The sequence below is a fragment of the Exiguobacterium artemiae 255-15 genome (assembly GCF_000019905.1).
Classification (GTDB): domain Bacteria; phylum Bacillota; class Bacilli; order Exiguobacteriales; family Exiguobacteriaceae; genus Exiguobacterium_A; species Exiguobacterium_A artemiae.
In genome coordinates, this window is record NC_010556.1 from 2827539 (window position 1) to 2842700 (window position 15162).

A 15162-nucleotide genomic window follows, 5' to 3' on the forward strand; every position below is an offset into this window, starting at 1 on the left:
TCTATGGCACCGACCATCTTAATCGTCGAGGACGATTCGAAAATCGCCCGCCTACTTGAACTGGAATTAAACCACGCTGGATACGCGACGCAGGTCGCCTTCAACGGTAAAGATGGCTTAGTAGCTGCTGAGAACGACATCGATCTCGTCTTACTTGACGTGATGATGCCGGAGCTCAGCGGCTTCGAGGTGCTTCGGCGGCTTCGCGGAAAAGGTAATCCGGTTCCCGTCATCTTATTGACGGCACGGGGCGAAGTGTATGACAAGGTTGCCGGTCTTGATCTCGGAGCCAATGATTATGTGACGAAACCGTTTGAAATCGAAGAATTGTTGGCCCGAATCCGGGGCTTACTCCGCTTGACGACACAGGCTGCGGTCGAAACCAATCAACTTCATTATGCCGATGTCTTACTGGATTTAGACCGGCATGAAGCATTTCGTAACGACGTCCCGCTTGATTTGACACCACGCGAATTTGATTTGTTGTCTTATCTGATGGAAAACAAGGAGCACGTTTTGACCCGTGAGCAAATCCTCAATCGGGTTTGGGGTTATGATTATTTCGGAGAAACGAATATCGTCGATGTCTACATCCGGTATTTACGCAAAAAAATGGACCGTAGCCAGTCTCCCCTCATTCAGACCGTTCGTGGCATCGGTTATGTCTTAAGGGAGGAGAAAGGATGAAGTTACGGACGAAACTCGCCTTATCCGTCACATTGTTCACGACCCTTTTATTGCTGTTGTCTTTTTTAGTCGTCACGTATGTCGTCCGTGATCATTTGATCGAATCCCGCTTCACGCAACTCGAACAAGCGGAAGAACTGATGGAGGATGATTCGACGACCCGGGCGTTATTGACACTTCATGAAGATTCCGTCGTCCTGTCGCGGAGTGACGGACGCTGGGTCATCGCGAACGATGAAGAGGAGGATGATTCCGCTACTATCAACGGTGATGTCCGGGCACGCGATCTTCCCGGTATCCCGACGACCCGCGACGAACCGTTCAAATCCGGTGACTGGTTTGGCGTCGTCCATCAAGATCAGGCGTATCTGTTTGAAGACGATACGGTGGATGATACGGTCTCGACGCTGATTTTCGCCTTTTCGATCGTCCTGATCGCCGCCGTCATCATTGCCTTTCTCAGCAGTTTTTTCATCGCCTATCAAACGTTGCGTCCACTCCGTCAACTCGGTCAGACGATGGAACGGATTTCCGACTCCGGCACACTTGAAACTGTTCCGGAACAGCAAAATGATGAAATCGGACAACTCGGAAAAGTCTTTAACCGGATGATCGGCCGTGTCGATCAAACAATGGAACAGCAACGGCAGTTCGTCGCCGATGTTTCACATGAGATGAAGACACCACTGACCGTCATCGAAGGGTATGCAAAGCTCCTGAAACGCTGGGGTAAAACAAATCCTGACGTCCTTGAAGAATCCATCAGCAATATTCTGAACGAAACGCATACGATGCGGAGTGGACTGATTGAACCGATGCTCGAATTATCACGGCTCGGCTACGGCGAAACGACGACAGAAACCATCGATTTGAAACAGCTCGGCGCCGAGGTCGCGGACCGAATGCACCATGCCTATGCCATCACGATTCCCGTGGATGCGACCGGTACCGTTACGGCCAATCACGAGGCACTCGTCCGGATTTTGACGATTTTCATCGATAATGCGATCAAATACGCTAAAGATCCGGAAATCCGTCTCCGACCGGACCGGCTTGAGGTCCTGGACCGCGGCACCCACTTATCTGACGCGCAGCGCGCTCGTTTGTTTGATCGGTTTTACCGGCTCGATGAAGCACGTGACCGGTCCGGCAGCGGTCTGGGTCTGTCGATTGCGGCCGCTTTGGCGGAACATCATCAGCTGTCGGTCGGCAGTGAGGCCCGCCCGGACGGCGGCAGCTGTTTTTACATCACCTGTCGCTGAACACTCGGAATGAAACCTTCCCTCGTCTTTTGGCGTACACTAGAGACAAGAGTCAGATGAGGAAAGAAGGTTATGAACAATGGCTAAAAAACGTTGGGGAGGCTTAGCCGTCGCCGGAGCATTTCTGCTCTCAAAAGGTAAAGTGCTGCTCGCTCTCTTAAAATTCTCTAAATTTGGCGGAACGTTAATCTCGTTCGGAATTTCGTTATTGTTTTACGCACAAATTTTCGGCGTCTGGTTTGGCGTCGGCTTATTGTATCTGTTGTTCATTCACGAAATGGGGCATCTCGCAGCCGCCAAACGGCTAGGCTTCAAGACAGGACCGGCCATCTTTGTGCCGTTCATGGGAGCTGTCATCGGAATCAAGGATACATTCCGGACACCGAAACAAGAAGCGATTTTGGCTTACGGTGGACCGTTTGCCGGATTACTTTCCCTCATTCCGCTTTTAATCGGATATGCGGTGACCGGAAACGATTTTTGGCTTGTCATCTTCCACTTGGGTGCCTTGCTGAACCTGTTTAATCTGCTGCCGGTCAGCCCGCTTGACGGCGGACGGATTTTAGCCGGTCTGCCGATTGTCGTCTGGATCGCCGGTCTCGCGGCCTTGATTGCCTACGGTATCACCCATTTCAGCATTATTCTGTTGTTGATTGCTTTCCTTGGCGGAAGTGCAGTCTGGAAACGATATCAGTTCGCTAAACAATATGAGAACAACAAATCGGTTCTGATGTTATACCGGGCAGCCCGCAGCCGTGTTCTGCAGGCGAAAGTCGAGCAGGAACACGCGACCGCAACAGAAACCGGTTCGGACGAAATGATTGATGAAACGGACGACACAACGGTTTCCACTTATGATCCGATTGCCTGGTCACTCCGGCACGACCTCCAGGATTTACGGAGCGCCAGTCCGGAAGACGCAAAAAGTGCCGCCGATGAGTTGCTCCGCTATCAATATGACTCGGCCAATGATTATGATGCTTTGATCCGTCGACTTGACCAACGGATTGAACCGTTACTCGAGGCTGAAAAATCAGTTGAATACCATCAGATGCCAAAGAAACAACAGACGATTACGCTGTTTGCTTACCTGGCTCTCGGTGCGATTCTCTTCATTGCATTTGAATACTCAAAAGGATATCTTCCGACGCCATCCTAAGCGGTCGCGACATTTAAACAGACACTCCGTCGTTCATATCCGGAGTGTCTTTTAATCGTTTTGCACATTGCTTGATTCGATTACTTGCATCCGTCCGGGGAAGCGACTAATCTGAATGAAAATCTATGTCCCTGTTTTGAAAAAAAGGAGGCTCTCCTGATGATGAATAAAAATACGGCACGTTTGGGAGAAGCACCCATCAATAAACTCCTGATCGGCCTGTCGCTCCCGGCGATGATCGGGATGCTCGTGACCGCCCTGTACAATATCGTCGACACGATTTTTGTCGCCCAGGGAATCGGAACGGTTGCCGTCGCTGCTGTCGGTATCGCTTTTCCCGTCCAGCTTGTCTTGATGGCGATTTCGAATTCGGTTGGTATCGGCGGTGCAGCCATTGCTTCTCAGCGGCTCGGTCAAAAAAATCTGGCCGGTGCCAGCAGAGCCTATGCGAATGTCCTGATGACCGTCTTCGTCGTCAGTATGCTTGCGATTATCACGGCCTTCATCTTCGTCGAACCGTTGTTACGAGTGTTCGGTGCGACGCCGGAAATCACGCCGTACAGCATTGATTTCCTCCGGGTCCTGTTACTCGGTTCCCCGTTCTTCATGTTGACGATGGCTTCCAGTGCCATGCTTCGGGCAGAAGGACGGGCCAGTTATCAAATGCGGGTCATGCTGACGACGGTCGCGATCAACATCGTCCTGACTCCGCTGTTTATTTTCGGACTCGACTGGGGCATTCAAGGTGCCGCTCTCGGGACAGTTGTTGCGCAAATCGTCGGATCCGTCCTGATTTTCCGATTCTTTTTTACGAAATCAAAAAAGACGAGTCTAGTCCTTGACCGGGAAGCGTTCCGGTTTGATCCGAAACTGGTCGGCCGGATAGGACAAATCGGCTCTTCTTCTTTTATCATGCAAGTATCACAGTCGATTTTGTTCATCACCGTCAATCATATGCTCGTCCGTTACGGTGGTACGACAGAACTCGCAACCTTTGCCGTCATCAATAAGTTCATGGCACTCGTCGGAATGCCGATCATGGGCATCGTCCAAGGCATGCAACCGATTGTCGGGTATAATTTCGGATCGAAACAGTTTGACCGGATGTCACAAGCCATCAAACTGGCCATTCGTTACGGCTTGACGTTATCCATCACCCTATGGCTGTTGATTCAGCTGTTTCCCCGTTTTTGGGTCGGGATGTTTACGGAAGACGCGACGTTACTTAACGAAGGTTCGACTGCGATGCGGATTTTATTCGCCATTTCATTCGTGTATGGCATTCAGATGATTGTCAACGGTATGTATCAATCGCTCGCCAAGGCACGGATCGCCCTGTTCCTGTCGCTCTCACGGCAGACCTTATATACGATTCCACTCGTTCTGATCTTACCGATGTTCTTCGGCGTACAAGGAGTTTGGTTCGCCTTTCCGATCGCCGATTTGATGGCGGTTTTAACGGCAGTTGTCTTTGCCTACCGTGACCGGATCATGCTCTTTAAGCCGGATGAGTATGCAGCACCGGAAGAACAGGAAAAAGCGGCACAAGCCAAATAACCAAAAAGTCCGTTCTGTCTTAAAGGCAGACGGACTTTTTGGTTAAAATAAAAAGACGAACATGCATTCTAAATCAAAATACGGTATGCTGTTTAAAAAGGAGAGATGACATGCCACCTTATACCTTAGCGATTGATTTTGAAACCGCGAACCGAAACAGCCGCAGCATCTGTGCCTTCGGCTGGTCTGTTTTATCCGAAGGACGCGTCGTGACGAGCGAGCAGGTTCTGATTAATCCGGAAGAAGATTTTGATGCCGGCAACATCCGTGTCCACGGCATTCGCCCGAGTGACGTTTGGGATGCACCGGCCTTACCGGAAGCAATGGAAGCACACGGATTGTTTAAGTTAATCGAGAAGGCCGAACTTGTCATTGCCCATAATGCGGCTTTTGATATGGGAGCGCTCCAAAAAGCCGTTCAAAAATATGACTTATATCAAATGCCGACGTTTCAATATGGCTGTACGGTTAAACTGTCACGCAAGCTGTATCCATGGTTACCGAACCATAAGTTAAATACGATGGCGGAATTTTTAAATGTTTCGTTTAAGCACCATGATGCGAAAGAAGATGCCTACATCTGTGCTTTATTACTGCAGGATATGTTTGACCGGACGAATATCGAACATCCGGTCGAACTACACCGTTTTTGTGGCGTTCGGATGGGTGAAGTCGCTTACTGATGCTAAAAAAGGAGCCACTCAAAATTCTGAGTGGCTCCTTTTCGTATTTCTTATTTCGTTGTTTGTTTAATCGGGAACCAGCCTGGACGGCTCGTGATTCCCTGCCATAGTGCATCCGGTACGACGAGTTCCGCCTGTGCCGACGGATCGAGTTCTGTCCGGATTGATTCCGTTTCACCAGCTTCGACTTTTTCGACCCATTTCGGTTCCATGATTAACTCACGGCCCAGGGCGACGAGTGGCACGACTTCAAGCGAACGCTCGACTTCTTCCGGTGTATGGAGTGAACCGACACCGATAACTGGAACCTGTTGACCGACACGCTCTTGAACTAAGCTGATTGGCGAACGTGTTTCGTTTTGATCACGAATTGATCCGGCAAAGAAGTCCATCACAGAAACGTGCAGGTAGTCGAGATCTTTTTTCGCAAGTGCATCAACGAGTTGCATCGTATCGTCGAGTGTAATTCCCGGATTTTCAACTTCTTCCGGTGAGAAACGGTAACCGACGATGAACGAAGGATCTTGTTTTGCAACGGCTTCGACCGCATCGACGACGGCTAGTGGGAAAGCAAGACGTTTTTCAAGACTGCCGCCCCATTTGTCCTCACGACGGTTCGAATGCGGAGAAACGAATTGTTGAATTAAGTACGTGTTCGCACCATGAATCTCCACTCCATCAAATCCGGCTTCCATTGCCCGGCGTGTCGCTTGACCGAACGCTTCGATGATCGCTTCGACTTCTGCTGCTTCCAGTGCACGTGGTGTCATTGCGCCTTCACGTTCTGGTGCTACTGCACTTGCGCTGACGGTTTGTCCGCCGACGAGTTCCGGTGGTGCCATACGACCCGCGTGGAAAATTTGCAGAATCGCTTTTGCGCCTTGATCTTGGATTGTTGTCGCGAGACGTTTCAGGCTCGGAACCAATTCGTCGCGCTCCGCGCCAAACTCATTCGGGAATCCTTGACCGTCTGCTGTGACGTTAGCACATGCTGTGATGACTGCACCGACTCCACCTGAACGTGCTGCGTAATAGGCAAGCTCCGCTTCTGAAACTTCACCGTTTTCTTCTGCCGCGTAGTTCGTCATCGGCGCCATCATAATCCGGTTTTTAAGGGTCACTCCGTTTGGAAGTGTAAACGTATCAAACATCTTTTCATTAGCCATTGAAGCATATCCTCCTCTGAAATCTTAACTTGAATATCGTCAGTATACGCCCGCTCTGCTTTAAATGACTAATGATGTGCTTCACTGATGTTCTGAACGCTGATCAGATCCGGTACTTCCGTTTTCGCCGCCCGCCCGGCCACCACCAGTTCCAGTGTCCGAACAGCTTCATCAGCGCCGGAACGAGGAACATGCGAACGATCGTCGCATCAATGAAGATCGCAAGCGCAATTCCGACACCAAGTTGCTTGATCGGACTGACGCCGGTAAAGGCAAAGGCCCCGGTGACGACAATCATGATTAAGGCGGCTGAAGTGATGATTTTACTTGTCTTCGCCAGTCCCATTTCCGTCGCGAGATCATTATCTCCGGTCTCATCGTAGTATTCTTCCATCCGTGAGACGAGAAACACTTCGTAATCCATCGACAGACCAAACACCAGCGAGAAGATGAAGACCGGTGTTAAAATACCAATTGTCTCGGCCGGGAACACCCAACCGGACTCAAACAAAATGACAAGCAACCCGAATGTGGCACCGAGGCTGAGCAGATTCATCAAAATCGCTTTGATCGGAATCAAGATCGACTGGAATGCAAACAACAGGATGATGAATGTGGCAAGTAAGACAAGACCTAACGCGAGCGGCATCTTCGAGTAGATTTCATCATAAATTTCCTGATTGAAGGCCGCCGGTCCTCCGACCTGATAGCCCTGGTCCCGTACTTCACGGACCCATTTTTGTGAACTCTTGTCTCCCGGATCTCCCGTCAACTTGACGTTAACCCGTGCAATTCCTGAATCAAACGCAATCAACGATGCTAACTGTTGTTTCCCTTGTTCACTTGCGGCAATCTGAGTCACGCTCTGTCCGTTCGCTTCCGCCAGTGACGTCGCTGAGATGACGCTGCTGACTCCGGCATCTGCTTCGAGACGTGTCGTCAATGCTTCCAGTTTTTCGACACCCTGTTCTGTTTGAAAATCAGCTTTCAGCAAGACAACGGCATCCGTTCCGTCGTCCCCGAAGGTTTTTTCCCACGCTTCAAAGGCAAGGCGCGATTCATAATCTTCCGGCAAAGCACTCGCTTGCGGAATGTTCAGTTCCAAATCACGCAACGGAATTAAACACGGCAACAGCAATAGAAGTGAAAAGATGGTAATGGCGACCGGACGTTTCATGACGAACCGGGCGAGCTTACGCCACCTGACTTCTCCCTGGTCCGAATCCGCTTTGAAAATCCGGCCCTTTTCCAAACTCCCGCCCAGTAATGCCAGCAAAGCCGGAAGTAAGGTTACGGCGCTGATGACAGCACCAAGCACCGAGACCAATGTTCCGAGCGCAACTGCTTGAAAGACGTCGACGTCAATGACAAGTAATCCCGCCAATCCGACAAAAACACAAATTCCGGAAAATAAAATGGATCGTCCGGCCGTCGCCACCGAAACTTCCGCCGCTTCCGTAATCGATCGTCCGGCTGTCCGTTCTTCCCGGAACCGATTGACATACAGCAGGGAAAAATCAATTCCGAGGGCAAGTGAAATCATCGCTACGGCATTTAAGACAAAGATGGATAATTCCTGTTGTCCGGCGATGAAATACAGTGTTCCGGCCCCGAAGATGAATGTGACGAGTCCCATGATGAGCGGCAAGATAGCCGCGAGCGGTGTACCGAAAACGAGAAACAGGACCAGTAAGGCTGCCGGGACGCCAATCAATTCAGCACGGACCAAATCATTTTTGGACGCTGTATTCAAATCGTCAACGATCAACGGCTCCCCTGTCAGTCGAATCGTACTGCCGTCCTGTGGATCGAGTTTTTGTTGTACTGTCTTGACCCAAGAGGAATCAATGTCCGGTATCCCGATCGAGACATATCCTTTCCCGTCTTTGAATGCTTCTGGATTTTCCTGCGGACCGACGACCTGTCCGACACCTTGAATCGTCCGAAACGCTTTGACGTGGCGTTCCATTTCCTGCCGGATGCTTTCTTTTTCCCCTTCAAACAACACGATAATTTGGTGAGGATCCTGCTTAAATTCCTTTTCTAACGTGCGTTCGACTTGTTGAAATTCCCCGTCCCGCGTAAAGCCGTTTCCTTTCAGCTGATCCGGCAGCTGCACTGCAAAATAACCGAGGATCAGCAACAATACCACCCAAGTCACGCTGATGCCTTTTCGAAAACGGACTACGTATCGACCAAAACGTTCCATCTGTCATCTTCCTCCCTGTATACAAGAAACACATCCTTCGCCTGCTGCGACAAAGGATGTGTTTACGTCTTCTGAAAAATTTGGAGCCACGTATTTCCGAAATTTGCCGACGTCGAGACGATGGCCAGTCGTTGCGCCGATTCATCCAGTAAGATCGTCTTTAACAGGATAGATGACTGGCATCCATCAAATTTAAATTTCAGTTGCTCTTTTTCGTACAGATAAAATCGATTGGCATCCGTTACAGAAAACAGATGTTCCCGGCTGTCGACCAGCAAATAATCATCGTACTCGGAAAACGGAATCAATTGTTCCTGTTCCGTAAACGCATCCCAAATGACATAACGCGCTTGATTCACATCATAGGAAATCATCGTTCCCGGTGCCAGCAGACGTTCAAACGCATACTGCGGGTCATACCCCCGTTCAATCAAACGTCCTAATAAAGGAGCTTCGTCATAATCCGAAAAAGTTCCTTCCTGTTTTTCAAAATCATAACGTACGACATCGGTTTCAGCCGAATACATAAAAATTTGTTCGCCTCGCCATTCATAAAGATTACTGAACCAAGCGTCCGCAAAGTGGCTGGGACGATTCATATATTGGAGACGTCCGTCTCTTAAATCGAGTAAACCAAACAATGAAGTTTCTTCAAAAACGATGAACACACGGTATCCGTCCGGTTCAAAGAACCAGGTAAACGGAACATACGCACATGCTGTCTCCCACCGTATTCTCAAATCCAAATCACATTTTGTAAATCCGCCTTGATCCCGGTATAAAACCAGATCATCACCGAATCGGTCAAAAAGTGAAACAGATTCATGGAACAACAGCTCAGCGGCTGGTTTATACATACGCATCACTTCCTACTCCCTACGGTATCAACCTTCTTCATTTCTAGCTACTGTCGATGCGCTCGAAGAGCATGTCCTGTATACTTAAAGGAAACAAAAAGGAGGTCTACACACAATGAAACCCCTACAACTGTCTGCTGATACAGCTGTTGAACTTTCGAAACGTCTCAATGTGCCGCTCGAACAGTTAATGCATATGCCGCGGCATATTTTAATACAAAAACTGGTCGAATTAGAAGCGGAACAATCCGACTCTTCTTCTGCGGATGATACATCTTCAGAAGACAAATGATACAAATATGCCCTTCTTTCGTGCGCTGGCCGCATAAAAGAAGGGCATTGTTCTTTATAAAATTAAGATTGTGGATTATATTCAGACTTTCCATAACGGAATACATTAACAATCGCTTTTCCATCACTCGGATAACCGTTCGGATGATCGATCGGAAACAACGAGAAGAAAATGAAATAGAACGAGAAATAGGCGAATTGATACGTAAAGATCGAAGCCTCGAAGACACCCGCATAAATCAAACCGTTTACGATCAGGATACTCGCCAGATTGAAGATGGCTCCACCGGCGTAAACCATGATGTTCGTAAACTTATTTTCGTGACGAAGCGCCTCGTACTGACACCACCCGTCCCAAAAATAAACGCGGTTCAAGCGGATGGGACCGACGCGTAACAAGGATTTTCCCGATCCGATATTGATTTCCATGTTACCGCCAAACAGACGTGCAAAAAAGTAATGACCCATCTCATGAATTAACGTGACGATTGGTAAGAGTAAAAAAAACGAGAAGAAAAATTTCCAGATATCATTGAAACCAAACATACGATACATCCTTTCAAAAAAACCAGCACTCTAAATACTACTTATAGTATGTTCCCGGAAGTCATGAATTAAAACAGTAAACTTAGAAATTCATTAAGTCATTCTGATGACACCGCAACACGACTGTCACGTCATGCACTACGGCTAAATCAAAAAAAAAATCGGAGTCCACATCAGCGAACCCCGATTCTTACAAGCGTCTTATCCATCATTTATTATTTTTACGTCGTTTGTTCGCTGCATAGAGCAAACCAAGAATCGTCAGTGCGGCACCGCCTGCCACTGCATATTTCTTATAGTCTGCTTTTCGTTCGGCAATCACCGTCGTCGATAAGGCTTTCACGACAAGTTGTTTTTCTTCGTGTAGACGGGGGGCGTGGATTTTTACGACCCCTTCTTCGACGAGAATTTCGAACTCGCCGCTCGGTAACTCGATTGTCACATCATGGTCCGTCGCATTGTGATATACCCGCTGACGCTCCACATATCCTTCGTACGTCCGCTTCAATTCATACGCAATGATACCTTCCCCTTCTTCCAGGAAGCGGAGATGTTTCCGAATCATTGCTGTATTTTCCAGACGGAACATCGGATACTGGCGCCGCAGGGCAATCAATCCTTTGACATATTCGACGCCGGCACGGAATTGTTCCGCGCGCTCATAATCCAATTGATTCACGACTTCTCCGGAATTAAAACTGTCCCGAATCCCGTTTTTCGTCCGGAAAAACTCCTGCCCTGCATGTAAAAACGGAATACCTTGGCCGGTTAAGATAATCGCATTCGCTAGCATTTGCCGCTTTCGACGGATTTCATCCGTATCTTCCGGTTTTGACACGGACAATTTGTCCCAAATCGTTAAATCATCATGGGCTTCAACATACGAAACGACCTGATTCGGTTCATCCGCAAAGCCTTGCGAAGAGACGTTTCCGGCGATTCCCCGTTTGACTTCATTCGTCCGCTCGAAAGCCCCGCTGATGAATCCCCGGTCAGCCGGTGTCTGAACGTCACCTTTGACACCGTCACGTAATCCGTTGTTGAAATGAGCGATTCCCGGCATCTGCGGCGCATTAAAGTAGTTGGCTTTTTGATCGGCTGCGAGTGGTGTGTCAAGATCCCACCCTTCCCCGATAATCAAAATCGACGGGTCAATCCGGTCAAGGGCATGACGAACCTGAATCATCGTTTCGACGTCATGTAAGCCCATCAAATCGAACCGGAATCCGTCCAGATGATACTCTTTCGCCCAATAGGTCACACAATCAAGAATGAATTTCCGCATCATAAAGCGTTCTGATGCTGTGTCGTTCCCGCAGAAACTTCCGTTTGAAAGTGTTCCGTCCGCTGCCTGCCGGAAAAAGTAACCCGGAACGAATTGTCCAAGTGGTGCCGTTTCCGCATCATAGACATGATTAAAAACGACGTCCATTACAACGCGAATGCCTCGATCGTGCAAGGCTTGAATCAAGGCTTTTAATTCCCGGATCCGTGCTGCCGGATCATCCGGATTCGACGAATAGGATCCTTCCGGCGCAAAGTAATTGACGGGATCATATCCCCAGTTGTAGTTATCCGGATCATTTGGTGCCGCTTCATTGACTGAACCGAAATCATAAATCGGAAGAAGTTGGACATGCGTCACACCTAGGTCCGTCAGATAATCAAGACCCGTCAATCCGCCTGCCGGTGTCCGTGTTCCCGCTTCCGTTAATCCGCGGAATGTGCCCCGCTCGATGACCCCACTCGCCGGATGGCTCGTCGCGTCTCGAACATGCAATTCATAGATGACAGCGTCTTGTGACGAATGGAACAAAGGACGTTCCTCAATCCAACGTTCCGGGTGAATCGCCGACGGATCGATTAATGCCCCCCGTTTGCCGTTGGTCCCGACTGCTTTCGCGTACGGATCGACTGCTTCGACTTTCTGTCCGTTGATGCTGGCTTGAAACGTATAAAAGTAACCTTCATACACAGCGCGATCCAGTTCGACGACGAATGTCCCCTGCTGATCTGCCGTCAATTCAAGTTCTTCAACTTTCCTTGCCCGCAATGTCCGGTACAAACGAATTACGACACGTTCCGCCGTCGGTGCCCATAAACGGACACGTATCGTATGCTCATCAAACGTCGCTCCTAAATCCGATCCTTTATAGGCATAGCGCTCATCCAACTCTTCCGGTGTGAGCGTCAACATATCTGCTGTTTGTTTCAAAGCCATGCACCCCTTTCATTTCATGGTTTTCATTATAACAAAATTTCATCCGGATGAACGATTCGACTCTGTTCCTTGCTTTTTCTTTGCCGAAAATTCAACCTGAAGTCAAAGCATTTCCGGGCAAATATGCTAAAATGGTTGTGGAACGAAAGGGGAGATTCTTATGGCAGCAAAAGACAATTCATTTGATATCGTGTCACAAATCAACATCGAAGAAGTTAAAAACGCGATGCAGGTTGCACTAAAGGAAATTACGAACCGCTTTGATTTCAAAGGATCAAAAAGCGACATGAAACTCGAGAAAGAAGATTTGATTCTGATCTCAGATGACGACTTCAAACTCGATCAAGTCAAAGATGTCCTGACAGCTAAACTCATCAAACGGGAAGTCCCGACGAAAAACCTGCAATACGAAAAAGTCGAGCAGGCAGCCGGAAATACTGTCCGTCAACGCGTTATTCTCAAAAGCGGAATCGATCGTGATGATGCTAAAAAAATCAATAACGCCGTCAAGGAATCAAAACTCAAGGTGAAAACTCAGATTCAAGACGATCAAATCCGTGTTACGGGAAAATCACGCGATGACTTACAGCAAGTTATGCAAATCGTCCGTGAGTTACCGTTATCGGTCGACGTCCAGTTCATTAATTTCCGTTAAGCATAAAAAATCCCTTGCTCCGGTTGGAGCAAGGGATTTTTTATGCTTATTGAGCGGTATATCCGCCGTCAAGAACGACAGCTTGACCGGTGACACCGGCTGCTTTGTCACTTGCGAGGAAGATCGCGTAGTCGGCAATCTCTTTGACTTGCAGTAAGCGATGTTGCGGAACGAGCGGGTAGATGACTTCTTCAAGTACCCGGTCGAGCGGCACATTCCGTGTTTCGGCAAGCGAAGACAATTGTTTTTGGACGAGCGGTGTATCAACATAACCCGGACAAATCGCATTGACGGTAATACCGGACGTTGCCCCTTCTAGTGCGGCAACTTTCGTCAAACCGATGACACCGTGTTTCGCACTGTTGTAAGCGGCTTTACCGGCAAATCCGATCAAACCGTTAATGGATGACATGTTCAGGATACGACCGAATCCTTGTTTTTTCATGATCGGGAACACGTATTTCGTATAGAGGAACGGTGCCCGTAACATGATGCTTTGAAGTAAATCAAATTTTTCAGTCGAGAACTCTTCGATTGGTGAAACATGTTGCATGCCGGCATTGTTGATGACGATATCGATCCGTCCGTAGTGATTCATCGTTTGTTCAATGCTTGACTGAATCGCCGTTTCACTTGTGACGTCCCCTGCGACAGCAAAGGCTTCGAATCCTTTACTTTGAAGTGTTTCCGCCGCCTGTTTGGCTGCATTCTCCTGTAAATCAACGATGACGACTTTTGCACCTTCCTGTGCAAATTCTTCCGCAATTTCGAGACCGATTCCGCTTGCTGCTCCGGTAATCAATGCGACTTTTCCTTCAAGTTGTTTCATCTTCATCTACTCCTTTTTACTCGTTTGTTTCTTTTACTGTACGCTTAGGCAATGAATAATAAAAATGAATACTTGTTATGATAGATATAACAAAAACGAATAGGAGTGAATCAGATGGATTTTCGCCAGTTGGAATATTTCACGGAAGTCGCCCGCTTCAAAAGCTTTACAAAGGCGGCGGATCACCTGCATGTCACTCAGCCGACCCTCAGTAAGATGGTCCGCCATTTAGAAGAAGAATTGGATATCGAACTGTTTGATCGGAGTAAACGGCAAATCGTCTTAACGGATGCCGGGGAAACTTTACTTGTCGAAGGCGAAAAAATTCTGAATCAGCTTGCCGATCTGCCGTCTCATCTCTATGACGTCATGCACTTGACGAAAGGGACAATCCGGATTGGTGTTCCGCCTTTGATCGGTTCATTGTTTTTCCCGCGTCTGCTCCGTTTGTTCCGTGAACGGTATCCGATGGTGACAATCGAGATTACGGAAGCCGGCGGACACGCGCTTGAGAAGGCTGTCGTTGCCGGAGAAGTCGATTTAATCGCGACTGTCTTTCCGGCCGATGAACATTTGACGGTCTATCCCTTCATTGAAGAGGAGCTGCATCTGTTTTTACCGGAGCAACATCCTCTCGCGGATCAGCCGTCCATTGCCTTGGAAAATGTCGCCGAGATGCCGTTCGTTCTGTTTAATGAAACCTTTTCACTTCACGACGTCGTTTTACAGGCCTGTGAGACAGCAGGGTTCCGCCCGGCCGTCGCCCATGTCAGTTCGCAGTGGGACTTCTTGTGCCTGCTCGTTGCGGAAGGAAATGCCGTGACTGTTCTTCCGCGGTCTTTGGCACAGCAAATGACGATCAAAGGTGTGAAAACCATTCCGCTCGATGTCCGTGTACCGTGGCAGATCGGTGTCGCTGTCCCGACCGGACGCTATCAGTCTTATGTGACACGTGAATGGATTCGCTTCATTCAAGAAAATCATTCTTAAAATGAATGACACATATAAAAACCATGTATTTGTAGCATGAGTATTCTTCC

Annotated in this window: 14 protein-coding genes; 8 read left to right on the forward strand and 6 right to left on the reverse strand. The window is 48.5% G+C overall.

Annotation, left to right across the window (positions count from 1 at the left end; translation table 11 throughout):
• Window positions 1–3: 3 nt before the first annotated feature.
• From EXIG_RS14490 to EXIG_RS14510, 5 genes are all read left to right on the forward strand, one after another.
• Window positions 4–687: a response regulator transcription factor gene (locus tag EXIG_RS14490; protein ID WP_012371705.1), complete on the forward strand. Its 684-nt coding sequence runs from the start codon at window positions 4–6 to the stop codon at window positions 685–687.
• Window positions 684–1949, forward strand: coding sequence for a sensor histidine kinase (locus EXIG_RS14495; RefSeq protein ID WP_012371706.1), 1266 nt, complete (start codon window positions 684–686; stop codon window positions 1947–1949). Before EXIG_RS14490 ends, EXIG_RS14495 begins: the two co-directional genes overlap by 4 nt.
• A 79-nt stretch (window positions 1950–2028) precedes the next feature.
• A complete protein-coding gene (locus EXIG_RS14500; RefSeq protein ID WP_012371707.1) occupies window positions 2029–3108 on the forward strand; it encodes a site-2 protease family protein in 1080 nt (359 codons plus the stop codon).
• Window positions 3109–3267: 159 nt separating this feature from the next.
• On the forward strand, window positions 3268–4665 hold the full coding sequence (locus EXIG_RS14505) for an MATE family efflux transporter (RefSeq protein WP_012371708.1): 1398 nt from the start codon (window positions 3268–3270) through the stop codon (window positions 4663–4665).
• A gap of 110 nt (window positions 4666–4775) precedes the next feature.
• On the forward strand, window positions 4776–5348 hold the full coding sequence (locus EXIG_RS14510; protein WP_012371709.1) for a 3'-5' exonuclease: 573 nt from the start codon (window positions 4776–4778) through the stop codon (window positions 5346–5348).
• Between the two features lie 50 nt (window positions 5349–5398).
• Here the strand turns inward: EXIG_RS14510 and EXIG_RS14515 are convergent, their stop codons facing one another.
• The 3 genes from EXIG_RS14515 to EXIG_RS14525 form a co-directional block, all read right to left on the reverse strand.
• The gene (locus EXIG_RS14515) at window positions 5399–6514 is read right to left on the reverse strand and encodes an NADH-dependent flavin oxidoreductase (RefSeq protein WP_012371710.1); all 1116 of its coding nucleotides are present in this window, start codon (window positions 6512–6514) and stop codon (window positions 5399–5401) included.
• Window positions 6515–6617: 103 nt separating this feature from the next.
• Entirely contained in the window at window positions 6618–8723 is a 2106-nt protein-coding gene (locus EXIG_RS14520; RefSeq protein ID WP_012371711.1) for an MMPL family transporter, read from the reverse strand.
• 62 nt (window positions 8724–8785) lie between these two features.
• Window positions 8786–9580 (reverse strand): hypothetical protein, encoded by a 795-nt coding sequence (locus EXIG_RS14525; RefSeq protein WP_148206650.1) that lies wholly within the window; start codon window positions 9578–9580, stop codon window positions 8786–8788.
• 115 nt (window positions 9581–9695) lie between these two features.
• Between EXIG_RS14525 and EXIG_RS15805 the strand changes: the two genes are divergently transcribed.
• Window positions 9696–9872: a YycC family protein gene (locus tag EXIG_RS15805; RefSeq protein WP_012371713.1), complete on the forward strand. Its 177-nt coding sequence runs from the start codon at window positions 9696–9698 to the stop codon at window positions 9870–9872.
• Between the two features lie 62 nt (window positions 9873–9934).
• On the opposite strand, the gene EXIG_RS14530 is transcribed toward EXIG_RS15805, so the two are convergent.
• Window positions 9935–10417 (reverse strand): hypothetical protein, encoded by a 483-nt coding sequence (locus tag EXIG_RS14530; RefSeq protein ID WP_012371714.1) that lies wholly within the window; start codon window positions 10415–10417, stop codon window positions 9935–9937.
• A gap of 208 nt (window positions 10418–10625) precedes the next feature.
• Window positions 10626–12638, reverse strand: a complete 2013-nt coding sequence (gene pulA / locus EXIG_RS14535) for a type I pullulanase (protein WP_012371715.1) — start codon at window positions 12636–12638, stop codon at window positions 10626–10628.
• A gap of 160 nt (window positions 12639–12798) precedes the next feature.
• Here pulA and EXIG_RS14540 point away from each other — a divergent pair, with 160 nt between their 5' ends.
• Window positions 12799–13293 carry a YajQ family cyclic di-GMP-binding protein gene (locus tag EXIG_RS14540; protein ID WP_012371716.1) on the forward strand — a complete coding sequence of 165 codons (495 nt, stop codon included), beginning with the start codon at window positions 12799–12801 and terminating at the stop codon, window positions 13291–13293.
• Between the two features lie 46 nt (window positions 13294–13339).
• On the opposite strand, the gene EXIG_RS14545 is transcribed toward EXIG_RS14540, so the two are convergent.
• Window positions 13340–14122 (reverse strand): 3-hydroxybutyrate dehydrogenase, encoded by a 783-nt coding sequence (locus EXIG_RS14545; RefSeq protein ID WP_012371717.1) that lies wholly within the window; start codon window positions 14120–14122, stop codon window positions 13340–13342.
• Between the two features lie 114 nt (window positions 14123–14236).
• Here EXIG_RS14545 and EXIG_RS14550 point away from each other — a divergent pair, with 114 nt between their 5' ends.
• Window positions 14237–15112 (forward strand): LysR family transcriptional regulator, encoded by an 876-nt coding sequence (locus tag EXIG_RS14550; RefSeq protein ID WP_012371718.1) that lies wholly within the window; start codon window positions 14237–14239, stop codon window positions 15110–15112.
• Window positions 15113–15162 lie beyond the last annotated feature (50 nt).